Here is a 25,985-nt window from a genome sequence, read left to right as displayed (position 1 = left end):
TTTCTTTATTTTTTAAATAACGAATCACGTCTTTTTCTCGAAAAAACTTCTGGGGAAGTTCTATTGAGACGAGGCCATTCCTAAAAAGCTTATCGTGAACGAGCTGTGTTTTTGTTTGCGATTTTTCTTTATAAGAAAAACTATCTGCAGAGTTATCATAAAGTAATAAAAAGCTTTTAGTTTTTATTGTTATTATGCTTTCTAAGTTCTGCAAACTTTCTTTGTCAGCCATTCTCCTGATCAGCCCCCTGTCTTCTGTGGAAGTTTTTTCCGCTGAAGAGACGGGTGGATTTTTTGGGCGGATGAAAGCGTGGATCTCGGGAGGAAAGAGCAATCTTACTGACGCAGAAGAGCTTCCAACGGCTGCTATTACAAAAGTCTCCGACCCAGCATCCTGGAAGCGCTATGACTATACTCAGGAATGCGGTTTTTCCGTTCAGTTTCCGGAGCTTCCCGAACATTCTGGGCAAGTTATAGAAGTCCCGCAATCGGATTTGTCTATCCGCTATGACACCTATGTAGCAGAGACTTTTAGCGATAACACGGTATATGTCGTGTCTGTTTGGGAATATCCAGAAAAAGTGGATATCAGCAAGCCTGAATTGAATCTACAGGAAGGTTTTGCGGGAATGTTGTATGCCCTCCCAGAATCCCAAGTTCTTTACCTTAAGGCAACATCCATGCAGGGCCATAAAGCATTAGAATTTTGGATTGCTTGCGACAATGTATATTTCCGAGGAATGCTAGTTTCTGTAAATCACACTCTGTATCAAGTGTTTATGGTATATAAAGGGCGCTCTCCAGAAATTCTAGATAAGGAGTACAACACTTTTGTTCAGTCTTTTAAAGTCACTAAAGTTCGAAGTGCCAAAAAGATGGATATAAGAAAACGAGTGTCCTTATAGCTTTTTAGTAGACAGCTCTCTTTTTCACAGGAGTGGTCTGTTTAGGCCCCAAAAGAGAGCTGTTAACGAAAAAGAAAAAGTTTTTATTTTTTTTCGATAATCTTTTCTTGTGCTTAAAATCCCTTTTGGAGTAAGATTTCGCTTTGCTACTGAGTATTAGTCAGCAGCAACCGCTCTCGAGGGGACTTAGCTTAGTTGGTAGAGCGTCTGATTTGCATTCAGAAGGTCAGGAGTTCGAATCTCCTAGTCTCCATTTCCGCGGTTATAGCTCAGTTGGTTAGAGCGCGACACTGATAATGTCGAGGTCCCAAGTTCAAGTCTTGGTAACCGCAAGTCCGGAAGTCTCTAGTTATATCCATGTTAGTTGTGAAATCTTTGCGATATGCGAGTGCGTCTCATTTAGTTTTTGAGAACGCAGGGGCAAGCTTTGCTTCCGGTCACATTTCCGTTGTGTTAGGAATTTCCGGAAGCGGGAAGACAACTCTTTTTAGAATCCTATCTGGGCTCCTCTCAGATTTTTCAGGAGAAGTTCTTTGGGAGGGGCTACCTATAAAACAAGAACAAGTCTCCTATATGCAGCAAAAAGACGCGCTTTTGCCTTGGCGCACGGTTAAAAAAAACATTTTGTTGCCTACAGAATTGGGTCCACGTAAACAAAAAGCTGTTGTTCAAGAGCAAGACTTTTATCAAGTTGTGCAAGCCTTCGGGCTAGCTTCCTTATTAGATCGGTTTCCGGATGAGTTATCCGGAGGGCAGCGGCAGCGCGTTGTTTTTGCTATGCAAAGTTTGTCTCCTAATCCGATTTTGCTCTTGGATGAGCCCTTTACTTCTTTAGACCCATTGACAAAAGAAACGCTGTATCAAGATGTGCGAAGGTTGGCCAAAGAAAAAGGCAAAACGATCATTCTTGCCTCGCATGATGTGCAAGACTGTTTGGAAATAGGGGAAACGTTTTTTGCTATTAAGCAGCATAAGCTATTCCCAATTTTTCTAGACAAACAACGAGGAATCGCAGAGCTTTTGCAACAAATGAAAGAGTATCTGGGGTGACGATGATCCATCCTTTAAAACTGGAACACGCCTCGCGAGCTCTTTATGAGCAACAATTACAAATACTCTCAAAAGAAGAAAAACTCTCTATCCAAAAAGAAATTCATAAACATAAAGTCAAAAGCGTGCCTATCATATTTTTTTCTATGCTCGTGGCTGTAGGAGCCCTTTTTGCTTTATGTATAGGCTCTATGCTCTGCTTTATTGGAAACACGCTCTTTCTTTCTGAAATTTTTCTTCCTTTTATTCTTCCGGGAATTTTAGCGTTAATTCCCGTTGCTTTACTACTTTATGTTGCTTGGAAAGAACAAAAATTGGTGACCCAAAAACAACAGCAAATAGCCACGAGTTGTTATTTTGAGTCTGTAGCTTTTTGCAAGGATGCTGAGCCTAAGGAACTTTCTGTAAAACAGCTCGTAAATTTTCTTAGAAGCGAAATACTTCCTGAGGGTTTTTCAAAAAGATTTACTTTTGCTGTGTTAACTCTGGCCAAGCCTTCTTTGTTGATAAAGAAGACCTCTCTTACTAAAACCTCTTTTGATGAGACTATAGAAACAGCGTTTTCTCACGTTCGAGAGGGGCTTTATTTATCAGAATCGGAGAAACGGGATCATGAAAGCCAGCTAGAGAAACAAGACTCTTCAGCAACACCTTTTACGTAGAAGGAATCATAGTCGACCTATAGATAGAGCAATAAAGGCAATACCAGATGCGACGATAGACAATAGAGTTTTTGCATCTAAAGGAAGGTGAAAAATCACAGGAGAAAGTACGATCCCGGCTGCAAACAACAGGTTTAACCACCGGAGATGGTGAAGACTTTTTGCAAAAGAAAAAATCGACAACACAAGAATAAACCAGCAAGCACTGTTTATAAAGAATCGACATGTATCGGGAAGGGATAGGTGCACATTTATTTGTACGAAACAAATAGCCAATACACAGGCTAAGACTAAATTTAGCGGGAAAGCGAGCCCTTCGAAAGCCTGTTTACAAGCTTTCGAAAAAGACAAAACAGAGCGCTCTTCCCAAAACAAAGATTCCTTATAATATTCAGATCCGTAAAAGGCTATTCGAGTTAACTTTTTTTTATCCGAGAAAAATTGGGTAAGGTAGTGCCATGCTGCCTGAATTTCATCATAAAAAAATGCCAGAGAAAACACTGGGGCAATCGTTAAGCTTACGCCTTTATAATTTGTTAAGAATAATTGAGATAAGAGAATAGCCGCTAAAGTTAACCCTATCGCACAAAAAAGCAGAAAAGCTGTGATAAAAACGACTTTTGGGCGGGTATGCCATCTCCGTTCTCCTCCTGTTAGTGAAAGCACAATAAGCAGGGAATAAATAATCATTAAGATGGAGGAAACGAAAAGAGAACAAGTCGCCTCAGCATCTGCAATATGAAGAGCCGCAGAGGTAAGATATCGACTTTGTAGCCACCCTAAAAAAGAAAAGAGAAGAACAGCTCCTCTTTTCCCTCCGGAAGAGGGATTGTAGTGGCAGGTTTCTGGGATAGTAGGCCCGACTTCCAAATCTTCTGGGCGATTAGGAAGCAAGCAAATAACAGCGAGAGTAGCAAAGCCTAACAACGAATCATGAGCAAAAACTAAAGGTGAAAGACCTGGATAACAAGAGAAAGCGGAGATCCAAAGCCCGATGAAAATACCCAAACGCAAAATAAGATGATTATAAAAAGAAAGTGCAGATAACAAAATCAAAAGAAGACCACTCACTCTATCTGATAGAACCGTCGCCGGATCTAAGTAATTAAGAATGTCTGGCGTAAAAAATAGCCAAAGACCAAGTAGAGCAGGAAGTATACTTAATTTAAAAAAACGATAACGGTAATGACGATAAACGTTTTCTAAAAGATCTTTCTCCATAAACAAGACCCTTTGAGTTTCTTGACTCATAAAAAGTCTAAGAGAAAAGAAAAAGTTTTTTTTAAGAAAGAGGTTGTGGAAGCTTCTTCTATTTCAGCAAGAAAAGGGTTCCGTTTTTTTTAATTTTATCCTATCTCAACTTCTATACGAAAGAATGAGTAAGAGGATTCCTTTGAGAAAAAAGATCCTTGTTATTTCCACTGCGATCGGATTTGTTTTATGCGCGGGGTTAATGGTACAAACTAAGCGTTCCGTTATGCCTCCAAAGGCTCACATTCCAACTACAGCGAAGCATTTTCCAACGATTGGAAATCCTTACGCGCCCATCAATATTACCGTGTTTGAAGAGCCTTCTTGCTCTGCATGCGAAGAGTTTTCCTCTGAGGTTTTCCCCTTAATTAAAAAGCGTTTTATTGATACAGGGGAGGCTTCTTTTACATTAATTCCTGTTTGTTTTATCAAAGGATCCCTGCCTGCAGCACAAGCCTTACTTTGTGTCTATCATCATGACCCTAAGCGACCAGATCCAGAAGCATATATGGAGTATTTCCATAGAATTCTAACTCATAAAAAAGATAAAGGATCTCACTGGGCGACTTCTGAAGTTTTAACGCAATTAGCAGAAAAACTGCCCACGCATTCCGGTAGAGAAATCAATCCCAAGGGGTTGATGCAATGTGTCAATTCTCAAAGATTCTCAGAACAGCTCAAAAAAAATAATATTTATGGCTCTCAGGTTATGGGAGGCCAGCTAGCTACTCCCACGGCGATTGTAGGAGATTATCTTATTGAAGATCCAACTTTCGATGAAATCGAAAGAGTCATTACACAACTGCGCCATTTACAAGCGATGGAAGAGGAGGGACAGTGATTAAGCTCTTGCGCTCTTATTGTTTATATTGTGCTTGGTTGGTTGCTTGTATAGGAACTTTGATGAGCGTCTATTATAGCTATCTGCTTAACATAGAGCCTTGCGTTCTCTGCTATTATCAACGAATTTGCTTATTCCCTTTGGTAGTTATTCTTGGTATTGCAGCGTACCGAGAAGATTTGGCGGTTAAACTATATGCTCTGCCGCTAACTTTGATTGGGTTCGGTATTGCCATATATCAGATATGTCTGCAAGAAATCCCAGGTATGACACTTGATATTTGCGGCAAGGTTTCTTGCAGTACCAAGCTGTTCCTTTTAGGCTTTATTACTATGCCAATGGCGTCGGCTGTAGCCTTTCTTGCTATAGCTTGTTTGCTCATCTTCGCTATAAGATTGGAGTAATTAGAGATTCATTACTCTGATAGGACAACCTTTTTCAAATCAACCTCTCCAAGAAGCGAGGTTTGGAGATTAGAAACCCTAGGATGTTTAGCATAGACATAATCTAAGTGATATAGAGGAATAAGAGGACTTTCTTTAAGCAGTAGGCGTTCCGCCACAAGTTGTAAATCTCTGGAATCTTCTATCAAAAGTCGGGTTACGATACCCGTATATTCTTGGTTTTGCCAATCAATTAATTGCAAGTCTTTATAGCCGGTTCCGTTCCCAAGAATAGATAAAAAAGAATTCGCGTGATGATAATCAGCAGTCCAGTTTCCCGTTGCTAAAGAAAACTCTCCTTTAGCGCGTTTATCTAAGAAACAATGATATTCTAATCCTAAAGTAGAGATTTTAAAGCCAAGGACATCGAAAAGCTGTTGTCGAATCTCTTGAACAACCGTCCGTAGGCAAATAGATTCCACGGGGTAAATTAACGTAATTTTTTCTATATCTTCTTTAGAGAGCGTGTTTAATGCTTCTGTTAAATGCGCTTTGGCTAAAGCTATGCGCTCTTCTCGAGGAAGCTCTTCCGAAGGTATTCGAGATAAACAAGGGTGTACGAAACTTGTAGCAACGCTCCCTTTACCCGCTATTTTTAATAAAGTTTCTCGATCGATAGCTAAAGAAAGCGCAGCTCTTAAAGAGGCATTATTTAAGGGTTTATCGTTAATATTGCAAAATAAAACCGTACAGCTGAGGACGGGGTAATCGAATAAAACGCCTCGGGGAAGAGTTTTCTGCTCTTCTAGGGGGAAAGAAGAACTCCAGGGAAAGCCCACCAAATCAACGTGATTTTTTTGAAATAGTTGTGTTGCTGTATGAATATCAGAAACTATCTGTAAACGTACCGCATTTAGTAACACATTTTGCTGATCGTGATAAAGCGGGTTTTTGTTGAGCAATAAAAAGCTTTGTGGCTCGTAACACTGGATTGTGAATGGTCCGTTAGAAACTTTTGGGAAGGAACGCTTGCTGCGTTTGTCTTTGTAATATTCGCGTAAAGAAGTATGTACTGGATAAAAAACAGGGTGTGTTAATACCTCTAAAAAATGGGGAAAGGGTCTTTCTAAAGTGATTTCAAGTGTATATGCGTTTAAAGCGCGCACTCCTAATTGTTCAATAGGCAGCTCTTTTGTTAGAACGGCATGTGAGTTTTTAATTAATGCAAGAGATCTTAAGGTAACGTTATCAATTTCTCGACAATAAATTTGCTTAATAGATTCTTCAAAATCATAAGCTGTTACAAGATCTCCATTAGACCAAAACGTTTTTTTTAGAAAAAATGTATATGCGCACCCATCTTTGGACTGAAGATACCTTTCTGCTAAAGCTAACTGGAGGATGTTATCGCTTTTCCGAACCAATCCCTCATAAAGCGCCTTCACTATAGAAACGTCTTTATTTAAAAAAACTTGGCGAGGGTCTAAGGACATGGGGTCGTGACCAATCGCTACACGCAAGGAGTCTTTTGGGAGCTCTTCTTTATGATAACAAGATGTTAATCCAAAGGCGAGAGTCACAAAAGCGATGGAAATCGCTAAAAACTTCTTTTGATGCATAGAGTTTCAGCAACCAATCAAATAGTATTGTAATTCTTTTAACGAAATCAATCATTCGGCTTAGGGATTGTACAAAAAAACTTAGCAAAAAGCCAAAACAGTTTTGCAGCGAGCAACAAAAAAAAGAAAACTCTTAATAATTATTTGGAGTCGGGAAAAGAAAGATTAGGCCTATGCACTTTCTATAAAGTTAGTGCAAGGCCTTTACACGGCGATTCAATAATTATAGAAAGATTCTAAAGAATTCTCCATTATCAAAATCTTCCATACGATCATACCCTGCAATCCAATCAGTCGTCATAAATATATCCAACATTTTCCAAAGAAATTCTTCTGTAAATTCTTTGCTAAATTCATTTATAAACTCAGGATTATGTATTTCCTCTAAAGAGGCAAAATCATCTCTAGGATCGTCAGGAAGAGTCTTTCCTTGTTGTTCAAAATCAGTGCGCTCAGCAACATAAGTTGCAAATCGTCTTTGGACAAACGCTACTGCGGAAGCCAGGATAGTCTTTTTGGATAACACAGGGGAGCGACTTTCTAGTAAAGATCCGAAACTATTTACAAAAGCACTCATCGTTTTATGGTGGGTTTCTATAGCTTCTTGTAGATTAGAACAAATGTGTTCAACCAGTTCTTTGACAAAAAAATTGTAATCCATATCTCTGGATGTACTGCATGTTAAAGAATACAGAAATCCCTTTCTAAAAAACTTTCTTGGACGCGATGTTAGGGATGGATTTTTATCAAGTTCTTCCAGCCAGTCGACTAACTGTTCTTGTTGAGAAGCAAAATAGATGCCAGATATGGGCCATGTCCCAATAAAATTATTAAAACTAGAGTGTTCTTGAGTTAGGTAGCTAATGGAATCGTCAATGTTTCCGGTTACTCGTATTTGGGCTAAATTTCCTTGTTTTTGTAAAACATCAACAACCTCTTTAGAGGGGATGGGAATCCGATATTTAACCGCTTCTTCACAAATCAGATCTCCGTGTTGAGGGAAAAGAGAGATTAACTTTTCTACCAAATTAGGCGTAGGTTGTTTTCTGATCTCAGAAATGCCTGTCAAATACAACCTAGGATTTGTTTTCGGATCAGAGGATCTTGGTTGCTGAAAATTTAGCAAAAAATGATTATAGGGCAGGTCTCGGAAGTGTTTGGGCTTATAGAACAACTCTGGGAAATAGTGAGTCTGAAATAACTTAAATAAGTCTTTGACGATGGCATCAAAGCTTTGGGGACGCACCTGGTAAGTGATTAACGTATCTAGAGGGCCTTGCCCAAAAGCCTTTTGTTCAACAAGAAAATCTTGATAGGCGCTTGCGGGCAAGATCTGGATATGCCGGACCGCAGCGTTTGTCAAACAGGCATTCAGAGCGACGTTCTTCTGAATGTGCTGCTTAGCTTGTTGAGCCCCTACTTTTTTAAAAATTAAGAAGGGGAGCTCTTTTGCTATATAAGAGATCTCCCCATCACGATTTATGCAATCAATGTTATCGAGAAGACCGGAATTAATTTTTTCGCATACAGTTTTATACTGGGAGAAAAGCGCTCTATTTAGAAGAGGTTTTCTTATTAAAAAGCCTTTAAGGTGTTTTTGCAGCGTGATAATAGGTTTAGTTTTTTCTTGGAATGTTTCCAAAGTGTTCATGCTGTTACACAACCACTTAGAAAAAAGAGCCTTTGTTTGCTGATAGGATGTAGAGCAGTTATAAGCTATAATTCCTGCAAGAGCCATTAACAGTATGATTGGAGCAAGCAGGATTGTTGCTATGATGCAACAAATTTGTGTGCAAATCGATACAACCTTTGTAGAAAAAAGAGGGAAGCTTTTATGACCTAAAGTTTTTACGGCAACGAGAGATCCAAACCCACGATTTACAGGGTAAGAGAGTAGGTTTCCAAGGGATTCTGCAGTATCAGGCCCGTATTCATTAGCTAATGTTTTATCAAAAGAAACAAACATTTTTTCCTCCTCTGAAAAATGTTCCGAGGAGTCTAGAGGAGGCTGTCTTTATTGTTAAGCGATTTTGTAATCTTTTAAAGACTTGTCTATACGGCACTAGAAGCTTTTCTAAACAACCGCCTCTAAATTAGACTGGGAGCAATTCTGATCTATAGAAGAGCTGTCTCTTGAAAAAGAAAGCAGCTCTACTTAAAGGAAAAGACGTCTTTGGTCCTGGCAAAATGTTTTGGTTTCTTCATTTTTTTCCTTTTCTCCTTTTCTCAGGAGTCATCTAAAGATAGCCTCGCGATCTCTTCTTCCAGATCGATTTCGCTTTGATATAGGTCTGGGTCCAGGCCATTTTGTGTACAGAACTCTAAGTAAGACTCTAAGGAAATCTGGGGGGATTCGTTTCCGCCAATAGCTCCTGTTGGTTCTTGAGGATTACTTTGTGGCAAACCAGACAAGGCCATGTCTATTCTTGTTTGTATGGTTGCTCGATCTAATATGTCTACAGAGCTGCTCAGTAGGCTCCAGAAATTTTGTATGCAGATACGATTCGGGGGAGATAGAGGGGAGATTACAAGTAAATCCGAATAGCTAGACTCTAGCCCTTGCATGGTCCAAGGAGCAGATCCTGTTACTAATACCTCATTATCAATCAAAGCAAAATTGGTGTTTATAGGTTGAGTGGATAGGCACGTCACAAAGTTTGTAGATGTCAAAGCGGCATGATTGTACAAGACTTGCAGGTCTTCAGAAGGCCCAAGGATGATGATAATCTCAACGTTGCGTCGTGCGGCTTGTTTCAATGCATGCAGAACCTCTGGATCATTTATGTTTGTGTTGTAAATGTAAATGGAGGATTTTGCGAGACCGATAGCCTGGACAACGGCTCGTGTCCCTTCTTGACTGTTAGGACTTAACGGAATGTAGCGAATATTTTCTCCATGAATGTCTATAGTTCCTGGTAAGCGAGCCTCTAAAAGATTGGCGAGGCTGGAGCTATTGATTTTTAACATCAAATCCAACCCTTCTGGCGGGTTGTTGGAGAAATCGCTACAAAAGATAAGAGAGGTTTGTCCATCTCGCACAAGGAGATGTTGGTAATGCTCTCTAACGGGTGTACGAGGGTCTTGATAATAAGGGCTAATGTCTAGCAAAGGGATTGTTGGAAGCGGGGGAGGAGATCCAGCTTCCGGATTATAGCGACCACACACCCTCACTCCGTGCTGAGATTTTCCAATCACAAGCTCTATCAAATCATTCCAATTGAACGCGTTTGAGCGCAGGAACAAATTAGAAGAGGCTCCACCAGCTGTACGTAAAATTTCTTGCCGAGAAGAATGGTGTCCCAAAGCAGAAGAAACTATATGAAATTCTGAAGGACCCACAGGACCAGAAGGTTGGCGGCGCGGATTAGCGCTTCGGACGCTTTGCAACGCTCTATGGTAAGGAATGGAAAGCGTTGATGGTTCCGGTCTTGGTTCCGGTCTTGGGAGAACTCGCTGTGCTGCTTGTTGTGTTCTTCCTGATGAACCGCCGCGTCCTTCTCCTTGTCCCCTGGGTACCCTGGGTCTTGCGCCTTGCTCTTCGTAAATAGTCTGCAACGTTGCTGGGGCACCAGAGCTTCCTCTTGATCCTGCCGAAGGAGAAGAAGATGAGCCTCCTCTAGAACCAGAACGGGGTCCTCTGGGGAGACGATCAGCACGCTCGGAATAAGGAGGTGGGGGATCCATGAGACAAGCTTCTTCATACGGGGGCGGCGGAGGGGCATTACAAACATCTTGATACGAGGGCGGCGGGACGCTATTACAAGCGTCTTCATACGAGGGCGGCGGGCCACTCGGGGGCGTCACGGATAATCTGGAGCTAAGAGGAGCAGAGGGGGTACCACCCAAGGAGCCCTGTGATTGCGCGACTTGTGTTATAGCTCGTGGGGCATCAAAAGAGGGTCCGCGGCTAGAGGATCCACGTCTACTTGTAGAGCGGCTGTTCGTATTGTCTGAATTGCCGGATCCTCCTGGGATGTGGTTATTGTTATTTGGAGGGATAGGGAAAGGCATCGTTGTTGTTCTGTGGTTCTTTAATTTAGGAAACGCAAAATTCAAATTTTTTTGATTCGGAATGCCGGGATTATAAGTTCCAGAGCTTTTAAATTAAACGATTTATAACCCAGTCTCTATTTGAGGATGGAGAATCGAGCGGCTAAATCAGTTAGTCGGTTGGTCGGTTGGGCGGTTAGTCGGGGGCTTTGGCAGAAAAATAAGAAAGGTCTGATAATATTTATTATGTTGAATAGGCTTGGCGCGTTGTAAACACGCCAAACTTAATTCTCCATCTTCTCTTAGCTAGGATCTATAGACCGTGCCAACGAAACTAGCCCTTCCATAGAAGAGTCGTTTGTTATTTGCCTAACAAAAGCTGTTTTTACAATAAATCCGTCCGAATAATCTAACACGCGCCGAGCTTCTTCTCTGTCAAAGATATCTTTTCTGACTACAACCGGAACATTAAAATGTTCTCGCACTTTTTTAAACTGTTCCACAAAGTCTTCTTTCGAAGCTTCATGTGGAGAGTAATACAGAAATCCTCGCGCATATCTTTGTGTTAAAAGACGCCGTTCTTGAGAGGTTTTAGCGGTAATGAGTAAAATGGGATCCAACCCCACGTCTAAAAGATTTTCGAAAAAAGGATCTTTTTCAGAAAGAGTTTGTGGAACAGGAAGATCTATAACGCAGACACCATCTATCCCCGCGTCTTTTAGTTTATATAAGTAATCTAACCCTCTTTGTAAAAGAGGGTTATAATAGCTATATAACAGTAGTGGGATTTCCCTATTCAAATCTCTAATCCCCTCAATTATTTTTAAAAGAGTTGTGGATGTAAGATTTTGAGCTAAGGCGCGATCATGTGATAGTTGAACTTCAGGATTATCGGCTACTGGATCAGAAAAAGGGAAACCTATCTCTAAAATATGAACTCCCCCTTGAATTAACGCTTGTGCGCAATCAAGAGTGTAGTCTATTCCTCCGTCTCCAGCAGTTAGATAGCCAATAAATGGTTTAGTCTGTTGAAAAATTTGGGAGAGTTTACTCATACATTCCTCCGTTCCTTTTGATAATTTGAGGAAGATCCTTATCTCCTCTTCCAGATAAATTAACGATGACAATGTGGTCTTTGGGTAAAGAAGGCGCAATTGAAACCAAATGCGCTAAAGCATGGGAGGATTCAAGAGCAGGAATAATCCCCTCATTGCGAGTAAGCAAAAAGAAAGCCTGCAGAGCTTCTTCGTCTGTGGCCGAGGTATAAAAAGCTCTTCCGGATTCATGCATCGCCGCATGATCAGGCCCGACTGAGGGATAATCTAAACCAGCAGAGATAGAATGTGTCTGCAAAACTTGTCCCTCAGAATCTTGAAGAAGATAGGAGTAAAACCCGTGAAATATGCCAGGGCGTCCTGTTGCAAAACGAGCGGCGTGTTTCCCTGAAACAATTCCAAGACCTCCCCCCTCTACTCCAATCAACTGAACTTTAGGATTAGGGATAAAATGATGAAAAAATCCAATAGCGTTGGAGCCTCCTCCAATACATGCAATAAGGATATCTGGATCTCGTCCTGTAGCCGCATGAATTTGTTCTTTTACCTCAGCACTTATGACCGATTGAAAGAACCTAACAATATCTGGATATGGCTCCGGTCCTAAGGCTGAACCTAAACAGTAATGTGTAGAGGCATGAGTTTTTGCCCAATCTTGTAAAGCTTGGTTAACAGCATCTTTCAGTCCACAGGACCCCTGTGCCACAGAGACTACTTCCGCTCCCAAAAAACGCATTTTTTCTACATTGGGTTTTTGTCTCTCTACATCTTTTGCTCCCATATACACTGCACAATCTAGTCCAAGATATGCGCAGGCAGTAGCTGTTGCCACTCCATGTTGTCCTGCGCCAGTTTCAGCAACTACCCGATTTTTCCCTAGGTACTTAGCAAGTAAACACTGGCCAAGAGCGTTATTAATTTTATGGGCCCCCGTATGTAGAAGATCTTCTCTCTTAAGAAAGACTCGCGGTCCGTGAATTGCACGAGCGAAATTTTTAACTTCGGTTAAAGGAGTAGCTCTCCCCGCATAGTTTTTTAGAATAGAGCTGAGTTCTGCTAGAAAACTCTGTTGGGTTTTCATCTGTTCCCACTCGATTTTTAGCGCCTGTATAGGAGCTAGTAGTTCTTCAGGAAGGAATGCTCCTCCAAAAGGATATTGATGCTGAGACATCTTTCTCTCCATGAATAAAAAGTCTGTGAAAATAATTAAAATACACCCACGCGAACGCGTGCTTTTAGCTGAAAAGCCTAGAAAACAAATAGGAATCGCCACTCTTCGCAAAGCAGAAAAGAACAGCTTTCTTTAGAATTTTGATGATGGGAAAGCAATGTGCCAAAGAAACTAAACAGATCTTTATGCATTAGCAAGCACTTATAAAAGAATTTTCTTTTGTAAAAAGTTTTTAAAATGAGGGTCTAAATTTTTAAGAGCGTTAGATCCTCTAGTAATTTGTGCGATACTCACTCCGAATTTTTCAGAGATTTCTCTTTGCGTAAGCTCCCCCTCTAAAAGAGCGCGAATAATGTGATAACGAGAAGCGATATCCTCTCTTTCTCCAAAAGAAAGAAATAGAGAAAAAAACTCTTGCAAAAACTTTTCTGTATGCATTTTAGAGCATAATTTTAGAAAAGCTTGCCACCCGGTTGTCTCTGATTGTTTCATATGCCCACCATTCTTGTAATGCTACAACATTACAACATTTGTGAAATATCTGCTACTAAAATAATCGAGCGTTCTTTTCTTCTCCTCGCCTACACTGAGGACTAAGCATAAACTTTTCGTAAGTTCTTTAATTTAAATTTTGACAGAGCTATCAATTTTCGATAACACCATGACTATGGCGAGAGACTCTCTTTGGGTCTAATCAAGCCTTTCTAAGAGTAGAAATTAACAAAGGCCTCTAAGAGACCTTTGTTAAATGCAGCCTTGAAGCTTGTCGCCTAATAAAATATGCGACAGTATTCGCCATTATGGAAATCTTTCATAGAATCATATCCTCTGATGACTTTCATGCGCACCCACAATTCCATGAGCCCATCAAAAAGATCTTCTACTAAATTTTGAGCGCATTTTTTACGAAATTCATTATACGATAAAGCACAGTCTTTCGGTTGTTTAAATATAAATATTGAAGATGCAGCCGTCTTTTCTATAGCAGACTGTTGTAAAAGATCTTTTTTTACGATTGGGGAACGCATAAGTATGAGATCTCCCAGGGTTTTGTATGGCTCTAGATAAGGCAAGGCTCGACGTGTTTCCTCCCAATGTTGCGATAGAAATATGTTTACAGGATCCGCTAGGCTCTCTAGTATTTTCCCTCCAATAAAAGAATCTCTCCAACAAAAGTTCTCACTAGTCCAATACAATTTCCAAGCGCTTGCTTGATTCTTTTCTACAAAGTTTTTTTGATTAAGAAATTGTTGCCCGGAAATCTTTAATAAAGAAGGATCTGCGTTCAATTCAGTTATTCTATCAGCTAAAAAGAACATGCTGCTTCTGGTGAAATGACTTCGATAGTCCCTTTTCATATCATTAGATTTTGGAGCAGGGTGCATGTTCTGTAGAGCATCTTCTTCAAAATAAGATAAATCTCCCAGTATACGCTTGATAAAAGCCTTACCGCGAGCTGCTATTTCATCCAAACTTCTTGGGTCCTTAAACAGTTTCTGCAGCAAAGGTTTCTCTTGATCTATAACCTCTCTATATTGAGGGAATAGATGTCTCATCTTTTTCACCACAGACTCAGGAGTCCCCTCGGATATTCTCTTTGGAGACAAACCTAATAAGGCTGCATTTTGATAGATCAATTCCTTATGTAATGGAAAAAGGGCAACCATTTTTTCCACTAAATCAGGCAAAGGTCGCGCAACAAAAGAATCGAAATCTACTATTGCTAGACACCTTGTGTCATCAGAGCTCTTTCTCTTATAAGTATGCACCTTCTCTGTTGAAGAAGCTTTTTGTAATAACAATTTGTTGTAGCAAAGATCTTCTAATAAATTTTTAGGAGTTTCAAATAGCTTGGGAATATATCCTATGCTAAACAGTTTCAGAAGATCTATAATTGCTGCATCGAATTTTTGAGGATCTTTTTGATAAAAAATCAGAGAATCTAATCCTTTGTGATAGCCTCCAACCTCTTGAATAGCAAATTGCTTATAGATAGACAACGGAGGGAGTGTCAAATGTTGTAATTTTTGTTGTGTGATAATCTTCCGTATCTCTTCTTGGTTACGAAGGATCTCTGGCCCTTTGTTTCCTATCTCTCGAATTTCTATCCCGGGACATCGTTTTGAGGTATAGACGATAGTTCCATTTTTAAACGTTCTCTCTATATCATCGGTTGTCGTAAATAATCTTTTCTCTATATCGTCACAAAGTTTTTGGGCTGTTTTTAACTTAGCTTCATTAATAAAACGCTCCCCGGCAATTTTTTGAACCGTTACGAGAGGCTTTTCTTTGCCTTGAAAAATTTGTTGTTTTTCCGCGTCAGCGATACGCTTTTTCTCTAAAACTTTTCGGAAATTACGTTGGAGTTGCGTAATCTCTTTTGTGTTTCCTTTCATCGCATTTTCCACTTCGACACACATCTTTTGATGTCGAAGGAAAAGGGCTCGAGTCCCTTGATAAGAATTAGAAAGTGTATAGGCAATGCTTCCTATGAAAGTAGCCAATAAACAAAAAGGTGCAAGTAAAATACAAAGAGCGATACAGGCAATACGCTTACACAAGGAAATGATTTTTTCAGAGAAAAAAAAATGCCCTGTCTTTAAAGGCGTTATTTTTATTCGAGAACCTATTCCCCTGTTCACAGGGAATCTCAAAAAGTTTCCAATTTGTTCTAGAGTATCAGGTTTATAACACTCTTCCAGATGGGATTTATCAAAAGAAATAAACATTAATGACCTCCTACAAAAAAAATGTTCGGAGATCCTATAGAGACTTCGAATAATTGTTAAGTTTTTTTCTTCTTTTTTAGAGCTAAATCCCCAAGGTTATTTTTTCGCATTGCGAGGTGTTGTATCGGAACAACACTCGTATTTCTCGAGGACTTTAACGTCTTTTCTTCGCATTCTCTCCTCCTGGAATGACAATGACATTCTTATCCGCACGCAATTTACGTTCTTCTTCAGTTGCCAAATCTAAAACAACATAGATTCGTTTCTTATCATAATCGCTCTCATCCACAGCTTTAACCGTTAAAACGACGTCTTCTTTGAGATCACAAAGCATATATCCCGGAGATTGCTGCGGAACAACTTTTCCTTGTAACCCGTAAATGCTATAGAAGACTTGGAAGCCTCTATTTCTTTGAGGAGCGAAATATTCGTTTTGTGTCGTAATTAACGATACTTGAATACCACCAGCGGGTAGCTGGATCAACGTGCCCCTTCGTAATAGCTGTTTCACCCAAAGCCCTACCCATGCACGATAATAAGCGAAAGCAAACTGTAAGAATTCTGGAGGAATTTTCCAGACCGGTTTATCTTTATCTAAAGACATACAGGCTTCCAGCAGGTAACTATCATAAGCTTTTGCTCTTTTCGATTCCCCTTGAGCTCGATCCTTAAGATTCCAAAGCATGAAGTCTGCGTAACTATAAAATTTGGTAGCAAGAGCGGGATTGTATAAAACTACTTGGTCATTCGTTGGAAATACCAGGCCGGATCGAGAGGAAACTCTTTCTGGTAAAGAACGACCTGCTACCATTCTCAACAGGTCCATTTCAATATTCCGAATCTCAGGTCCAACAAACATAACCCCCGTCCCAGAAGATTCTAAAATCTTAGATTCACGAGAAGCCACATGCGCTCCAGAAATAAAAATATTCTGAAACTCTAACCATCTAGATCTAAACTTAGGAAGTCTGAGTAAAAAGGCTTTTTCTGTAGGTCTGACTATAGAGACTCGGGTAATATATAAATCCCCACTTACAGGATCTATGTAGTAATAACTCTCCGCTGTTGTTGGGAACGGCAACCGATACTCTTTCATCGCTTTATCTAAGAATCGAAGTTTCTCCTCTCGAACTTTATCTTCTTTTGGATCGATCGTGTAAGTCAAAACAATCGGATTTCTTGGTAGATGTGCAGGCTCTCGTAATTCATGCGTTTGTGGATCACGAGTCATACTAATAATGTGAGAAGAGTCCCCAATTTCTTGAATATAACGCGTTAAATCGTACTCTGTGTTTCCTAAGATGAATTTTAAGCAATTTTGATAAGAAGGATGAATAAGCCTGTGCGAATCTGTGACAAGTAAAGGTTTGGCCTCTTTTTGCAAAGTATGTTCTGAAATCTTCCCAAAGCTTTCTACAAAGAGATCTTTGAATACTAATCGAATAGCTCCAATCCCACTTCCTGGACGAATAAAGAAAAACTTCAAAGCAAGATCTCTTCCTCGAATATCTGCGAGGTTTTGCGCATACATCAGTTGACGATTCAAGCCATCTGTTGCAGCTGTGACATTATACACCTGGAATCCTTCTAATGTTAGAACCGCTGTACGCACACGAATCTCGTCATATTGAGACCAGATATGAGAATCGATTGGCGTGTTATTTTTTACTTCTAAAATTGCTGGTTCTAAATAGCTGCGAAATAGAATAGTCTCATTTGTCGCTAAACTTCCCTTAAAGGCAAAATACTTAATAGACCTTGCGGGAACGGTAATATCGAATTTCGATAAAAGATGGGGGAACATATACCAATGACGCTTCTCCATAGCTCCTTTGATATGTCCGGCATACATTTGACCATCCACTTTAAGAGGGATGCTTCCTCTATTTTCGACTCCTAAAACATGTTCTGTATTTCTTCTTAACTCTCGTAGCATCAATGTTACGGTATTATTCAAACTCAGCATACCGACGATTCTTTCTGGAATTAACATACTGTTATGGAAGAGGGTATGCCAAATCGACGCGTTGGTGTTTAATCGAGAATACCACTCTCCTAATGTAGGAGAATGATTAGGAATTAGATCAAATCGTGTACCTTTAGGTAAAAAGTGTGGATTCCAATTTACTTGTAAAGGAAGGTTATAGCGAGGAGAAGAGATCTCTAAATCTATAGAGGATCCGTTTAGGGTTTGATTGGTCATCCTACCTCTTACAAGAGTCGGCACAAGTGAGCGCAAATCAACGGTTTGTGGGAAGCCCATATCTTCCGCTAACGTTAGTTCTATCGTAGAGAGATTTGCCTTCGGAGACTCTGAAAATATATAAGCATCCCCTACAGAACCATCTATGCGCGTGGAGTATCCTGTTTGAGGATGAAGATCTAATTCGGCAAAGGGGTTTGGACGATAAATTAAGGTTTTATTGCGACTATAAAAGTTTACCGTTCCCTCTTGCTGCAAAACCGTTACCTCAGGAGCTAGCCACCAACGCAATTTTTTCAGCCAATCAAAGATAATCTCTACATAAGAGGGTTCTTCTGGGAAATTATTCAACCAAACGGGTTGATCTACCGTCTGCACCCCTAAGGTCACGGTAGTAGTGTTTGTCGTAAGAACCTCTTTCTGATCGGAATCTTTTTTTAAAGCAAATAAGGTAATCCCATCTGCAAGTTTCACAACAAATTTATTGATCCAGCGCTCGAAAGAGGTGCTATTATCAAAATTAGAAACAAATACTCCTATGGGGTTATCATCGCCTCCTCCTCTAGGAATAAGCGAGAGATTGGTGCCAAGAGACTGCCAATCATAGGAATGCGCCTCCATCAATAGACGGTGCTCAGTAGAATTCTCAGTAAGAATAATATCTAATCTTCCTTTAAGAGCTGGAATATGATACCAGTTCTTTCCTGCCCCAGAATAAATCTTTCCTCCTCCAGGGCTTATGTAGAAGTGAGTATCTTTACCGCCAACCAATACATCATATCCTCCTGCTGATCCCGTAATGACATTAAATCCCTTTTGGAGGATTTTTAAGGACTCGATCTTAGTTCCATTGGGACGCGTCAAAGGAACATTTTGCATAGCATGATTGGATAAATTGAATTGCACGCCTAAAGGAGGAGGAATTGCTCGAAAAGAGATCATATTTTCAGCTGAAGGGTCCCCAGTTATGTTATAGGTCCCTCCACCCCCTATTTGCACGGTTAGACCGCCTTTGCCTCCGACAAGGTTAATCTTATAATCCTTATAGGCAAGACATTGATTAACCCTAGCGGGAGAGTCTTCATCTAAAAGACGCAACATGATCACATTTAAAGGCGAATTTCCCGCTATCACAGTGGAACTTTTGCCTTCTTCTACAAGAGGTGGCGTATAATAGCGAGACGTAGGATCCATTACAGCATCACGCCACACAATTTTGTTAGAAAGGTAAACGATCTCTGTGTAAACCTTGTACTTGATCCCATATCCCAAGAATACCGTTTCATAAATTCCCTTAGGAATTGTCAGAATCTCTCTAGGCCATCGACTATTCGCATGGCCTTTGGCCAATGCTCCATTAGGGCTAATACGATACCCGTATCCCAAACGATCTCGGACTCTTCGATCCGACCAGTCTCCTACGTGACCAATTAGCCTATCGTAATTGTAAGAAGCATCCCCTTTCAAAAGAGGGGGATTCTGTCGCAAATCTAGAATTAGATTCCCTAATACGCGGTTCCCTGATAAATCTAGCCTATGACTTTCGGGAGAAGCAAAAACAACATGTTGAGCAGCGCTATCTAAAAACCGTTTGTATTCTAACCAAGCTTGATGCCGCTCTTCCGTTCTGGCTACATTCCTGGCTATAGAAGAGGCTCCCATTCCAATGGCGGCTATTGGTCCAACAGCTAACATGGCTAAAGGAGCTAAAACAGAAGAAATCGTTAGTCCTAACGTAATCACATCAAAGGATATCTGGACTTTGGCTGCGACACGATCACTATGCGACTCTGCATGTAAAAATTCTTCTACGCTAGAAACTAATCCCCAAATTCCGGCAACCGTCTCCAAAACAGGAAGTTCTAAAACGCGGGCTGCGGCTCCTAAGGCTTTACCCAGCGTTCCCCCTACACGGCTTCCTACTTTTTGCAATTGTTGAGCCAGAAGCGTCTCTGTTCGAAAGCCATCTATTCCTGCTTGAGTAATAAACTTTTTCTGTAGAGCTTGAATGACCGAACCTACGGTCATCTCTGCCAATTCTTTTACGTCGAGGAAAAGGTTAAAAAGTGCTTCAGGAGAAGACCCTTTTCCAGCATCTACCAATCGAGCATATTGTATTAACGAAAGAACAGAGAGCCCTAATTCTAGGTCCATGACTCCTGTGCTAGCCAGCTCATTCAGGCTTCTTCCAAAGGATCGAAACGATTCGCATAAAGTTGCTATGCGAACAGAAATGGTATGAGAAGAAACCGTTTTCTTATCTCGCTTTTCTAAAGCAATAGAGACTTCTCCCGACTCTTCTATAGAGACTGTTTTGACGGTCACATGATCAGAATCTTTTAATCCTGCATCACGAATTTTCTTCCCTAATTCCGTGAAAAGTGTTTTAACAGTGTTTTTTATGTGGCTCAGACGTTCCCTTGAAGCTTGGAGTAACGCGGCCATGTCATTAGGAGTTTCAACAATAGCCTCACGACTAACAACTTGAGTTCCTTCAACAAAAGGTAGGGTCTCTACTAACGTTCTTCCTAACAAGACTCCTTGCTCATCCAACACATGTCTAGATAAAAAGCTCGTCAACAAGTCTCCATTTATTTGAGCTTTATCGAGATCTCTTTCTTTAGTTTTGTCATCGATACGTTTACCATTTACGATCAGTCCCATTCCAAATAAAATTGCCCATGTCGTGCGGATCCCTCCAAAGGAAACGTCTCCTCGAAGAATCATTCTTTCTAATGTAGGCATCTGATGCTGCGTTACGAGTCCTGCATCTGTCGGCATGTTCCAAGCATTACGAGCTTCAGGACTATCTGGAACATAAACTTTCAGTTGTTGGGAAACTGGCACTCCTTCCTTTATGCCATATTGAGCCCGCACATCTGCAGAAATTTGCACCATATATTCCACAAAATACAGAGCAGCTTCTAATGAAGGGAAATCTACGTGTCCAAAATTAGGATCTGTTACTCGAAATTTGCCGTCGAAAAAATGGAGAGTGACCACGTGGGAGGGAGTAGTCACAAGCACTCCAGAAGAAGCGGGATTTTCGAACAACTTAATTAAGGCTGGAATATCCCACTCTAAAGTAGATAAAATACCTCCAACTTGTAAGTCGCTATTTCCTCTGTGCTGAAGCCATTCAACCAATGCTAGCCCGCGATCTAAAAATTTATTGTCGCCAACAGATAGCGGGAGCTTTTCTTTTTCTCGCTCTACAAATAAAGCTGACAGAGTAGATAGGTTTTCTTGTAATGTTCGATAAGCTACGCTATCTTCTGCCGCTAAGAATAGATATGCGAGCCCCATACAACGTCCTTCAGCTTCATATATAAATGTCTGAGGATGGATTTTCAAAGACTCAGCTCCCATCCGAAAAGCTAAATCTCCCCAAATTCCTGAATAACGTTCATAAAACTCTGACCAAGAAAAAACATCGTATTTAGCTCGATCAATGATCGTATGCACAGAAGGAACCTCTGGAGGGGTGGAAAAAATGTCCTTTCTTCCTCCTACGCCGGAAAAATCATAGGTACGAAGCCCTACAGGATCTGCCATGGAAGTCGCCAACGGAACACCGAAATCGTGATCGCGTAGCATAAGAGGCCCTATCCCTGGCAATGGGGTCTTAAGAAGATGGGCAGGAGCCTGCCCTAAATAAGCAAGTTGCGATAATCCTTTGTGCACCTCTGTTAAAGAAAGCTGATATCCCATCCCCGAGAGCTGCACCAACCTCTCGGCTCTTTCCTCGTTATACAGAGCGCCAGCGCCCTTTTTATTCAATACCTCCTTAACGGTTTCTTTGTTTTTTAACTCGCTATTCAAAATTTTTTGCTGCAACTCAAAGAGAGCCTCCATGTAGCGCGCCATAGCATAAGAGGAGGGATTAAAGAATCCCCCGCTTAAAGCAGTCATGACCTTATCAGACTCTAAACCTGATTCTATGGAAAAACGCATGCCTAGCGCAGATACAGAAGAGTCTATGGGAGGCGTCAAGAGATGTTCTGGAGCTTTGTCTTTAAGCTCCTTGCGCACAGATTCTGGGAGTTGCTCAAAAGCCTGTTTTGCCTGCTCTGAATTCGGATCTTCTAAAATCCAATCGTAAATCGCAGGAAGAGCATCCTGGAGCGTTAAAAAATCATCTCCTAAATGTTTCTTGAGCAGGTCAACCAGCTGTTTAGAGGGAGCTGGTAAAATCGCTTCTGAAGAAAAAATGCCAGAAGCTCCCTCATCAGCCACCATAAAACGTAAAATATTTGAAAAATCTGCAAAGGGATATCCTTTTTTAATCATATCTTGAAAGAGCTCATTTTTTGCTAAAAGCTGATCAGCGTCTTTCAAAACCACCCTTTGCGAGTCTCCGAACTGCTTAACAAGATCTTGCAGCTTCTTAACGGGTTCTTTGAGCCATTTCTCTTGTGCTTGATCATACAGAGTTTCAAGCCATTTTTTGTGCTCCCGCTTCTCTTGATTAGAAGTTTTGACACCCTCCTCCATTTCTTTCAGCAGATTGAGTATTTGCCGGCGACGTTGCGCTTCTGGAAGAGAGAACCATTGCGATACTCTACTTTCTAACTTGCGAAATACATACCCCGAGTAGATCTCCCACTCTAACTTACCAATTGCAGACAAAAGCTCGCTATTCTCTGCTATTTGCGTAGAGACTTCCAGGAACTCTTGCTGCTCGGACTGTGAAAGCAAACTCAGCGAGTCCAGTGCTTTCAATTTTTCATATTTTGCTAGAAGGTCCGCATCTCTCTGAAAATCTTTCTTTGGACCTTCTTCTTGCTGTTCTCCTTCTGAAGAAGGCTTTTCTTCTTGTTTTTGTTTATCCTTCTTTTTCTGCTCTTTTTTTTCTAAATCCTTTCGCGCCTTCTCGGCTTCTTCGGGGTGTGTCAGATTATAAATAGCAACCCTTCTCTCTGAAATCGCCAAAAGCTCTTGAAATAACAGACTTAAATCTTGCTGAGAACTATGCCACAAAACCACCGTAGTCGTAGAAGAGGTTTTTAAAAACAGCTTAATGGCTTTTGTGTAATCAGATTCCAGCTGTCTTTGAATTTGAGGAAAGAAATGCACATGGTTTGTAACAGGGAATGGCGTAGAGCGCAACAAATGCAGTAACTGCAATTGCAAAGAGAATAAAGAGGCTCTAGCCGTATCGTCATCACGAATAGATCCTAGAACCGCATGAATCTGCTGATCTAATTCCGCGAGTTTTAAAATATCAACAGTCTGTTCGGAAATGAACGCATTAAATCTTTCTAATAACCCGCCGGGGAGTTTTTTCTTGCTCTCTTCTTTCCATAAGGACGTGAAGGTGTCGACATTTACCTTTGTACGAGTAACTCCCTTTGGCTTAACCGTACTTAACTTAGATTCGTCGGAAAAAAGAAGCTCGGCAACACATCGTTTCTTACCGCCACACCAGGTACTCTCATCGGCAGGAGTTACGTCATTACTTCCTACAGATTGAGGGTGCGTCCAATCAAAAGTATATTTTGTGGGATCTTTAGGATCTAATGGGACTTTTTTATAAGAACCTAAAAACGCCTCGTCCCCAAGTTTTTTACCTTTAGGATTTAGAAAATCCCGGCCTAAAGGGCCCCAACTTCTAAAAAGCTCTACAAGCGTGTGTGCTATGAGATCCGGTCCTGTAATGCCTAGAGTACTCACAGCCGTCGGAATAATCGAATCCTGTCGGTAATCAAAAAAGAGACTCTTTGCCAAATAGTCAGAAACAAGATGTCCGCCAATGAGATCTTTATGGTTTCTGTGTGTTAGATCCTCTAAAGAACGGAAAAATTCTCCTGAAAGCACCTCTTGCCTGAGGGCTGCAAGCTCTTGATATGCATCCTGCTGCCCTTTAATCACATCAGCAACCGCCTTACTTCCCTTGTGAGAAACCATCAACCCATTCAAACCCCGAATAACCCAGCCGTATCCAGGGTAATAATGATAACGTCTTAGAATAGGTAAGGTATTTCTTACAATGTTCATATCCATGGGTTGAAAAAAGCTTTTCTTTTTAGCTTTTCCTTGTCCAGAAGCCCCTTCACCCCCATCTTTTGCAAAAGATGCTAACGCTTTAAATAACTCCCCTAATTTTTGTTTATCCTCATCGGTTAAACGAGAAGTATCAATATCTTTCTCAACATCTGTCATAGAGACCGATGTTGCCTTTCCAACGGCAAGCTTTAAAACAGCATCAGAAATGGCTCTCCTGGAGGTCATATCCTCAAACATACGGTTGCCACTACTATGCTTTTTAATAACTTCCAATACCTCTTGAGAATAGGCGGGCATCATATCTAAATCTGTATAAAGTCCGCCGATCTCTTCAAGCATGTACATACGGATCTGATCTGTTGCTGCGGCATAGTTCCATCGAAGCAACATCTCCGTCTCATAGTTGTAAATATTTTGAGAATGTTTCATGGACTCAAGCTCTTTGATGTCCCTGATTTTTACTCGATCACTTCCAAGCTTCGCGTTTAATTGCTCCACCATAGAAGCTATTTTGTTTTTGTTAGACTCTTTCAGTTTTTTGTATTCCTCAACCTCCTCTTTCGGAAGCTTCAGCTCTTTTTCTAAATACTCTACGCGAGTCTCATCAGAAATATTGTCTAGGCCTTTCAACAAACAGTAGTTAAAAAAGTTGTCTTGAGTGATTACCATATTCTTGAGAAATAGAATATCGAATCTCTGACGAACCTCTGTACTGATGGTTTGATATTTCTCTAAAAGCTTTTGTAAATCTTGACGATAGAGCTTTTTCTCTTCCGGCTTTGCTGTTTTTAGCTTTTGCTCATACTTTTCCTTTAAATCGTCGTACTCTTTGATAAAGGTTTTTGTGGCTTCTTCCGTGGAACCTCGCAACTCTTGAATAGCTGCATCAAAAGCAGTTTTCTTTAAAATGCTCGAAAATTTAGCTGCTCCATACGCCTTCGCATCTACCCAAAAATAGAAGGTATAGTCTGGATAAGTGTCCGCAAAGATCCTAATATAGTCTTCTGTCCCGTCAGGAGGAGCGCCTGCAATCCATATCCCATGAATGAACTTCTCAACATCGACTCGGTGTCCTTTAAACTCTACCTTGATGGTTTCAAGGACGTTTTTTATAGAAGGATTCAGTTTGTTTTCTTCCGTTTTCTGTTCTTGGCCCTTCTTAGTTGCGTCCGTAGGAAAGAGTTTCTTTTGGATTTCTTCTACTATTTTTGCTTGCTTGATTAAAAATTCTTGTCCTTCACTAGAGTTCTTTTCAGTTAGAGCGTTGTATTTGGTAATAGCTCTTTTCAGCTTATTCAATAATTCTTGAACAGAAGTGCGTTGCTCTGAAGAGATTCCAAGCTTGCTTTCTATATTTTTATAGGTAAGGTCATATGTGCTAACGGGGCTTTCTCCGTTCTTAACTTCCTTTGGGCTCTCTTTTTTTTCTTCCTCAGAACGCTTCTTCCTAACAAGAAGAGGAGGCGACAAAGCAACGTCTTTGTTGGATTTGGCTGCGTGCACATAGTTACGAACATCTACAGGCTGCGTAACGATCAGCTTATTTCTTTTACGAGGAGAGCTTCTCTTAACGGAAGGCAAACCCTCCGGGATAGAAGACGAAGATGGTTCCTTCTCTTTAGAAACTGCAGTACGCGGGCTCTCAGGAGGGGGCGTTGACCTCTTCGTAGAATTTGTGGAAGACGGAGGAATCCGAGTAGAATTCACTCGAATCGGTTGCACGGCAGAAGGAAACAGATGCGCAATCACCTGGGCCAGATTATAAAGAAAAGCGGTTTTCCAGTTTCCGGAATGGTGCGATGGAGAGGTCGTAAACGGAATATGAGTTTCTTCCGTCATGTTATGAAACTGACGCTGCAAACGCGCCCCAATTCTAATCACATCTTCTGTCGTATGATTCGTGAAATTCCGGTCATTGTATACAGCAATCTGTTGGGGGACATCCTCAAGGCTACCGTTATTCGGAACTGCCGCATGTTGAAACGATGGGGAGGGAACTCCTTTTGTCGCAGCAATCGGATGAGAATGGGGCATTACTTACCTTAAAAAATAGAACACCTGGCATAAAAGCTGTCTATAAAAACACAAAAACCATTTTTTAGGTTATCTCTACAAAGAAG

At 40.8% G+C, this 25,985-nt stretch carries 14 protein-coding genes and 2 tRNA genes; 7 read left to right on the top strand and 9 right to left on the bottom strand.

The window, feature by feature from the left end; all coding sequences use genetic code 11:
* The first annotated feature begins 194 nt into the window (after nucleotides 1-194).
* The 5 genes from B6E89_RS00985 to B6E89_RS00965 all read left to right on the top strand — a co-directional run bounded on the left by B6E89_RS00985 (nucleotide 195) and on the right by B6E89_RS00965 (nucleotide 2,617).
* Complete coding sequence (locus B6E89_RS00985; protein WP_035405820.1) at nucleotides 195-905, top strand: hypothetical protein; 711 nt, start codon at nucleotides 195-197, stop codon at nucleotides 903-905.
* Between the two features lie 180 nt (nucleotides 906-1,085).
* Nucleotides 1,086-1,158, top strand: a tRNA-Ala gene (locus B6E89_RS00980).
* A 5-nt stretch (nucleotides 1,159-1,163) separates the two neighbouring features.
* A tRNA-Ile gene (locus B6E89_RS00975) sits at nucleotides 1,164-1,237 on the top strand.
* A 25-nt stretch (nucleotides 1,238-1,262) separates the two neighbouring features.
* Complete coding sequence (locus B6E89_RS00970; protein WP_080132904.1) at nucleotides 1,263-1,955, top strand: ABC transporter ATP-binding protein; 693 nt, start codon at nucleotides 1,263-1,265, stop codon at nucleotides 1,953-1,955.
* A 2-nt stretch (nucleotides 1,956-1,957) separates the two neighbouring features.
* On the top strand, nucleotides 1,958-2,617 hold the full coding sequence (locus tag B6E89_RS00965; RefSeq protein ID WP_080132902.1) for a hypothetical protein: 660 nt from the start codon (nucleotides 1,958-1,960) through the stop codon (nucleotides 2,615-2,617).
* A 6-nt stretch (nucleotides 2,618-2,623) separates the two neighbouring features.
* Here the strand turns inward: B6E89_RS00965 and B6E89_RS00960 are convergent, their stop codons facing one another.
* Entirely contained in the window at nucleotides 2,624-3,838 is a 1,215-nt protein-coding gene (locus B6E89_RS00960) for a membrane protein (protein ID WP_035406251.1), read from the bottom strand.
* Between the two features lie 154 nt (nucleotides 3,839-3,992).
* On the opposite strand from B6E89_RS00960, the gene B6E89_RS00955 reads away from it, so the two are divergent.
* Entirely contained in the window at nucleotides 3,993-4,709 is a 717-nt protein-coding gene (locus B6E89_RS00955; RefSeq protein ID WP_080126921.1) for a thioredoxin domain-containing protein, read from the top strand.
* Nucleotides 4,706-5,113 carry a disulfide formation protein gene (locus tag B6E89_RS00950; RefSeq protein WP_035405811.1) on the top strand — a complete coding sequence of 136 codons (408 nt, stop codon included), beginning with the start codon at nucleotides 4,706-4,708 and terminating at the stop codon, nucleotides 5,111-5,113. The genes B6E89_RS00955 and B6E89_RS00950 overlap by 4 nt, the downstream gene beginning before the upstream one ends.
* Before the next feature lie 11 nt (nucleotides 5,114-5,124).
* Here B6E89_RS00950 and B6E89_RS00945 read toward each other — a convergent pair whose 3' ends face one another.
* The 8 genes from B6E89_RS00945 to B6E89_RS00900 form a co-directional block, all read right to left on the bottom strand.
* On the bottom strand, nucleotides 5,125-6,711 hold the full coding sequence (locus B6E89_RS00945) for a peptide ABC transporter substrate-binding protein (RefSeq protein WP_080132900.1): 1,587 nt from the start codon (nucleotides 6,709-6,711) through the stop codon (nucleotides 5,125-5,127).
* Nucleotides 6,712-6,934: 223 nt separating this feature from the next.
* Nucleotides 6,935-8,677: a hypothetical protein gene (locus B6E89_RS05045; protein ID WP_231909330.1), complete on the bottom strand. Its 1,743-nt coding sequence runs from the start codon at nucleotides 8,675-8,677 to the stop codon at nucleotides 6,935-6,937.
* A 260-nt stretch (nucleotides 8,678-8,937) separates the two neighbouring features.
* Entirely contained in the window at nucleotides 8,938-10,722 is a 1,785-nt protein-coding gene (locus tag B6E89_RS00935; RefSeq protein ID WP_080132897.1) for a phospholipase D-like domain-containing protein, read from the bottom strand.
* A 281-nt stretch (nucleotides 10,723-11,003) separates the two neighbouring features.
* The gene (trpA, locus tag B6E89_RS00930; protein ID WP_080128933.1) at nucleotides 11,004-11,756 is read right to left on the bottom strand and encodes a tryptophan synthase subunit alpha; all 753 of its coding nucleotides are present in this window, start codon (nucleotides 11,754-11,756) and stop codon (nucleotides 11,004-11,006) included.
* Nucleotides 11,749-12,927, bottom strand: coding sequence for a tryptophan synthase subunit beta (gene trpB / locus B6E89_RS00925; protein ID WP_080132775.1), 1,179 nt, complete (start codon nucleotides 12,925-12,927; stop codon nucleotides 11,749-11,751). Before trpB ends, trpA begins: the two co-directional genes overlap by 8 nt.
* A 201-nt stretch (nucleotides 12,928-13,128) precedes the next feature.
* Nucleotides 13,129-13,419 carry a trp operon repressor gene (gene trpR / locus B6E89_RS00920; RefSeq protein ID WP_080121224.1) on the bottom strand — a complete coding sequence of 97 codons (291 nt, stop codon included), beginning with the start codon at nucleotides 13,417-13,419 and terminating at the stop codon, nucleotides 13,129-13,131.
* A gap of 278 nt (nucleotides 13,420-13,697) precedes the next feature.
* Entirely contained in the window at nucleotides 13,698-15,656 is a 1,959-nt protein-coding gene (locus B6E89_RS05000) for a hypothetical protein (RefSeq protein WP_231909329.1), read from the bottom strand.
* A gap of 154 nt (nucleotides 15,657-15,810) precedes the next feature.
* Nucleotides 15,811-25,899 carry a LifA/Efa1-related large cytotoxin gene (locus B6E89_RS00900; RefSeq protein ID WP_080132896.1) on the bottom strand — a complete coding sequence of 3,363 codons (10,089 nt, stop codon included), beginning with the start codon at nucleotides 25,897-25,899 and terminating at the stop codon, nucleotides 15,811-15,813.
* Between the last annotated feature and the right edge of the window lie 86 nt (nucleotides 25,900-25,985).

The organism is Chlamydia suis (assembly GCF_900169085.1).
Lineage (GTDB): Bacteria > Chlamydiota > Chlamydiia > Chlamydiales > Chlamydiaceae > Chlamydia > Chlamydia suis.
Note: the sequence above shows the minus strand (reverse complement) of the source record. Positions and strands in the feature narration are given on the sequence as shown.

Excerpts from the sequence above, each read along its gene's own strand:
- B6E89_RS00985 (WP_035405820.1), top strand. The coding sequence starts at position 195 with ATGCTTTCTAAGTTCTGCAAACTTTCTTTGTCAGCCATTCTCCTGATC.
- B6E89_RS00970 (WP_080132904.1), top strand. The coding sequence starts at position 1,263 with ATGTTAGTTGTGAAATCTTTGCGATATGCGAGTGCGTCTCATTTAGTT.
- B6E89_RS00965 (WP_080132902.1), top strand. The coding sequence starts at position 1,958 with ATGATCCATCCTTTAAAACTGGAACACGCCTCGCGAGCTCTTTATGAG.
- B6E89_RS00960 (WP_035406251.1), bottom strand. The coding sequence starts at position 3,838 with ATGGAGAAAGATCTTTTAGAAAACGTTTATCGTCATTACCGTTATCGT.
- B6E89_RS00955 (WP_080126921.1), top strand. The coding sequence starts at position 3,993 with ATGAGTAAGAGGATTCCTTTGAGAAAAAAGATCCTTGTTATTTCCACT.
- B6E89_RS00945 (WP_080132900.1), bottom strand. The coding sequence starts at position 6,711 with ATGCATCAAAAGAAGTTTTTAGCGATTTCCATCGCTTTTGTGACTCTC.
- B6E89_RS05045 (WP_231909330.1), bottom strand. The coding sequence starts at position 8,677 with ATGTTTGTTTCTTTTGATAAAACATTAGCTAATGAATACGGGCCTGAT.
- B6E89_RS00935 (WP_080132897.1), bottom strand. The coding sequence starts at position 10,722 with ATGCCTTTCCCTATCCCTCCAAATAACAATAACCACATCCCAGGAGGA.
- trpA (WP_080128933.1), bottom strand. The coding sequence starts at position 11,756 with ATGAGTAAACTCTCCCAAATTTTTCAACAGACTAAACCATTTATTGGC.
- trpB (WP_080132775.1), bottom strand. The coding sequence starts at position 12,927 with ATGTCTCAGCATCAATATCCTTTTGGAGGAGCATTCCTTCCTGAAGAA.
- trpR (WP_080121224.1), bottom strand. The coding sequence starts at position 13,419 with ATGAAACAATCAGAGACAACCGGGTGGCAAGCTTTTCTAAAATTATGC.
- B6E89_RS05000 (WP_231909329.1), bottom strand. The coding sequence starts at position 15,656 with ATGTTTATTTCTTTTGATAAATCCCATCTGGAAGAGTGTTATAAACCT.
- B6E89_RS00900 (WP_080132896.1), bottom strand. The coding sequence starts at position 25,899 with ATGCCCCATTCTCATCCGATTGCTGCGACAAAAGGAGTTCCCTCCCCA.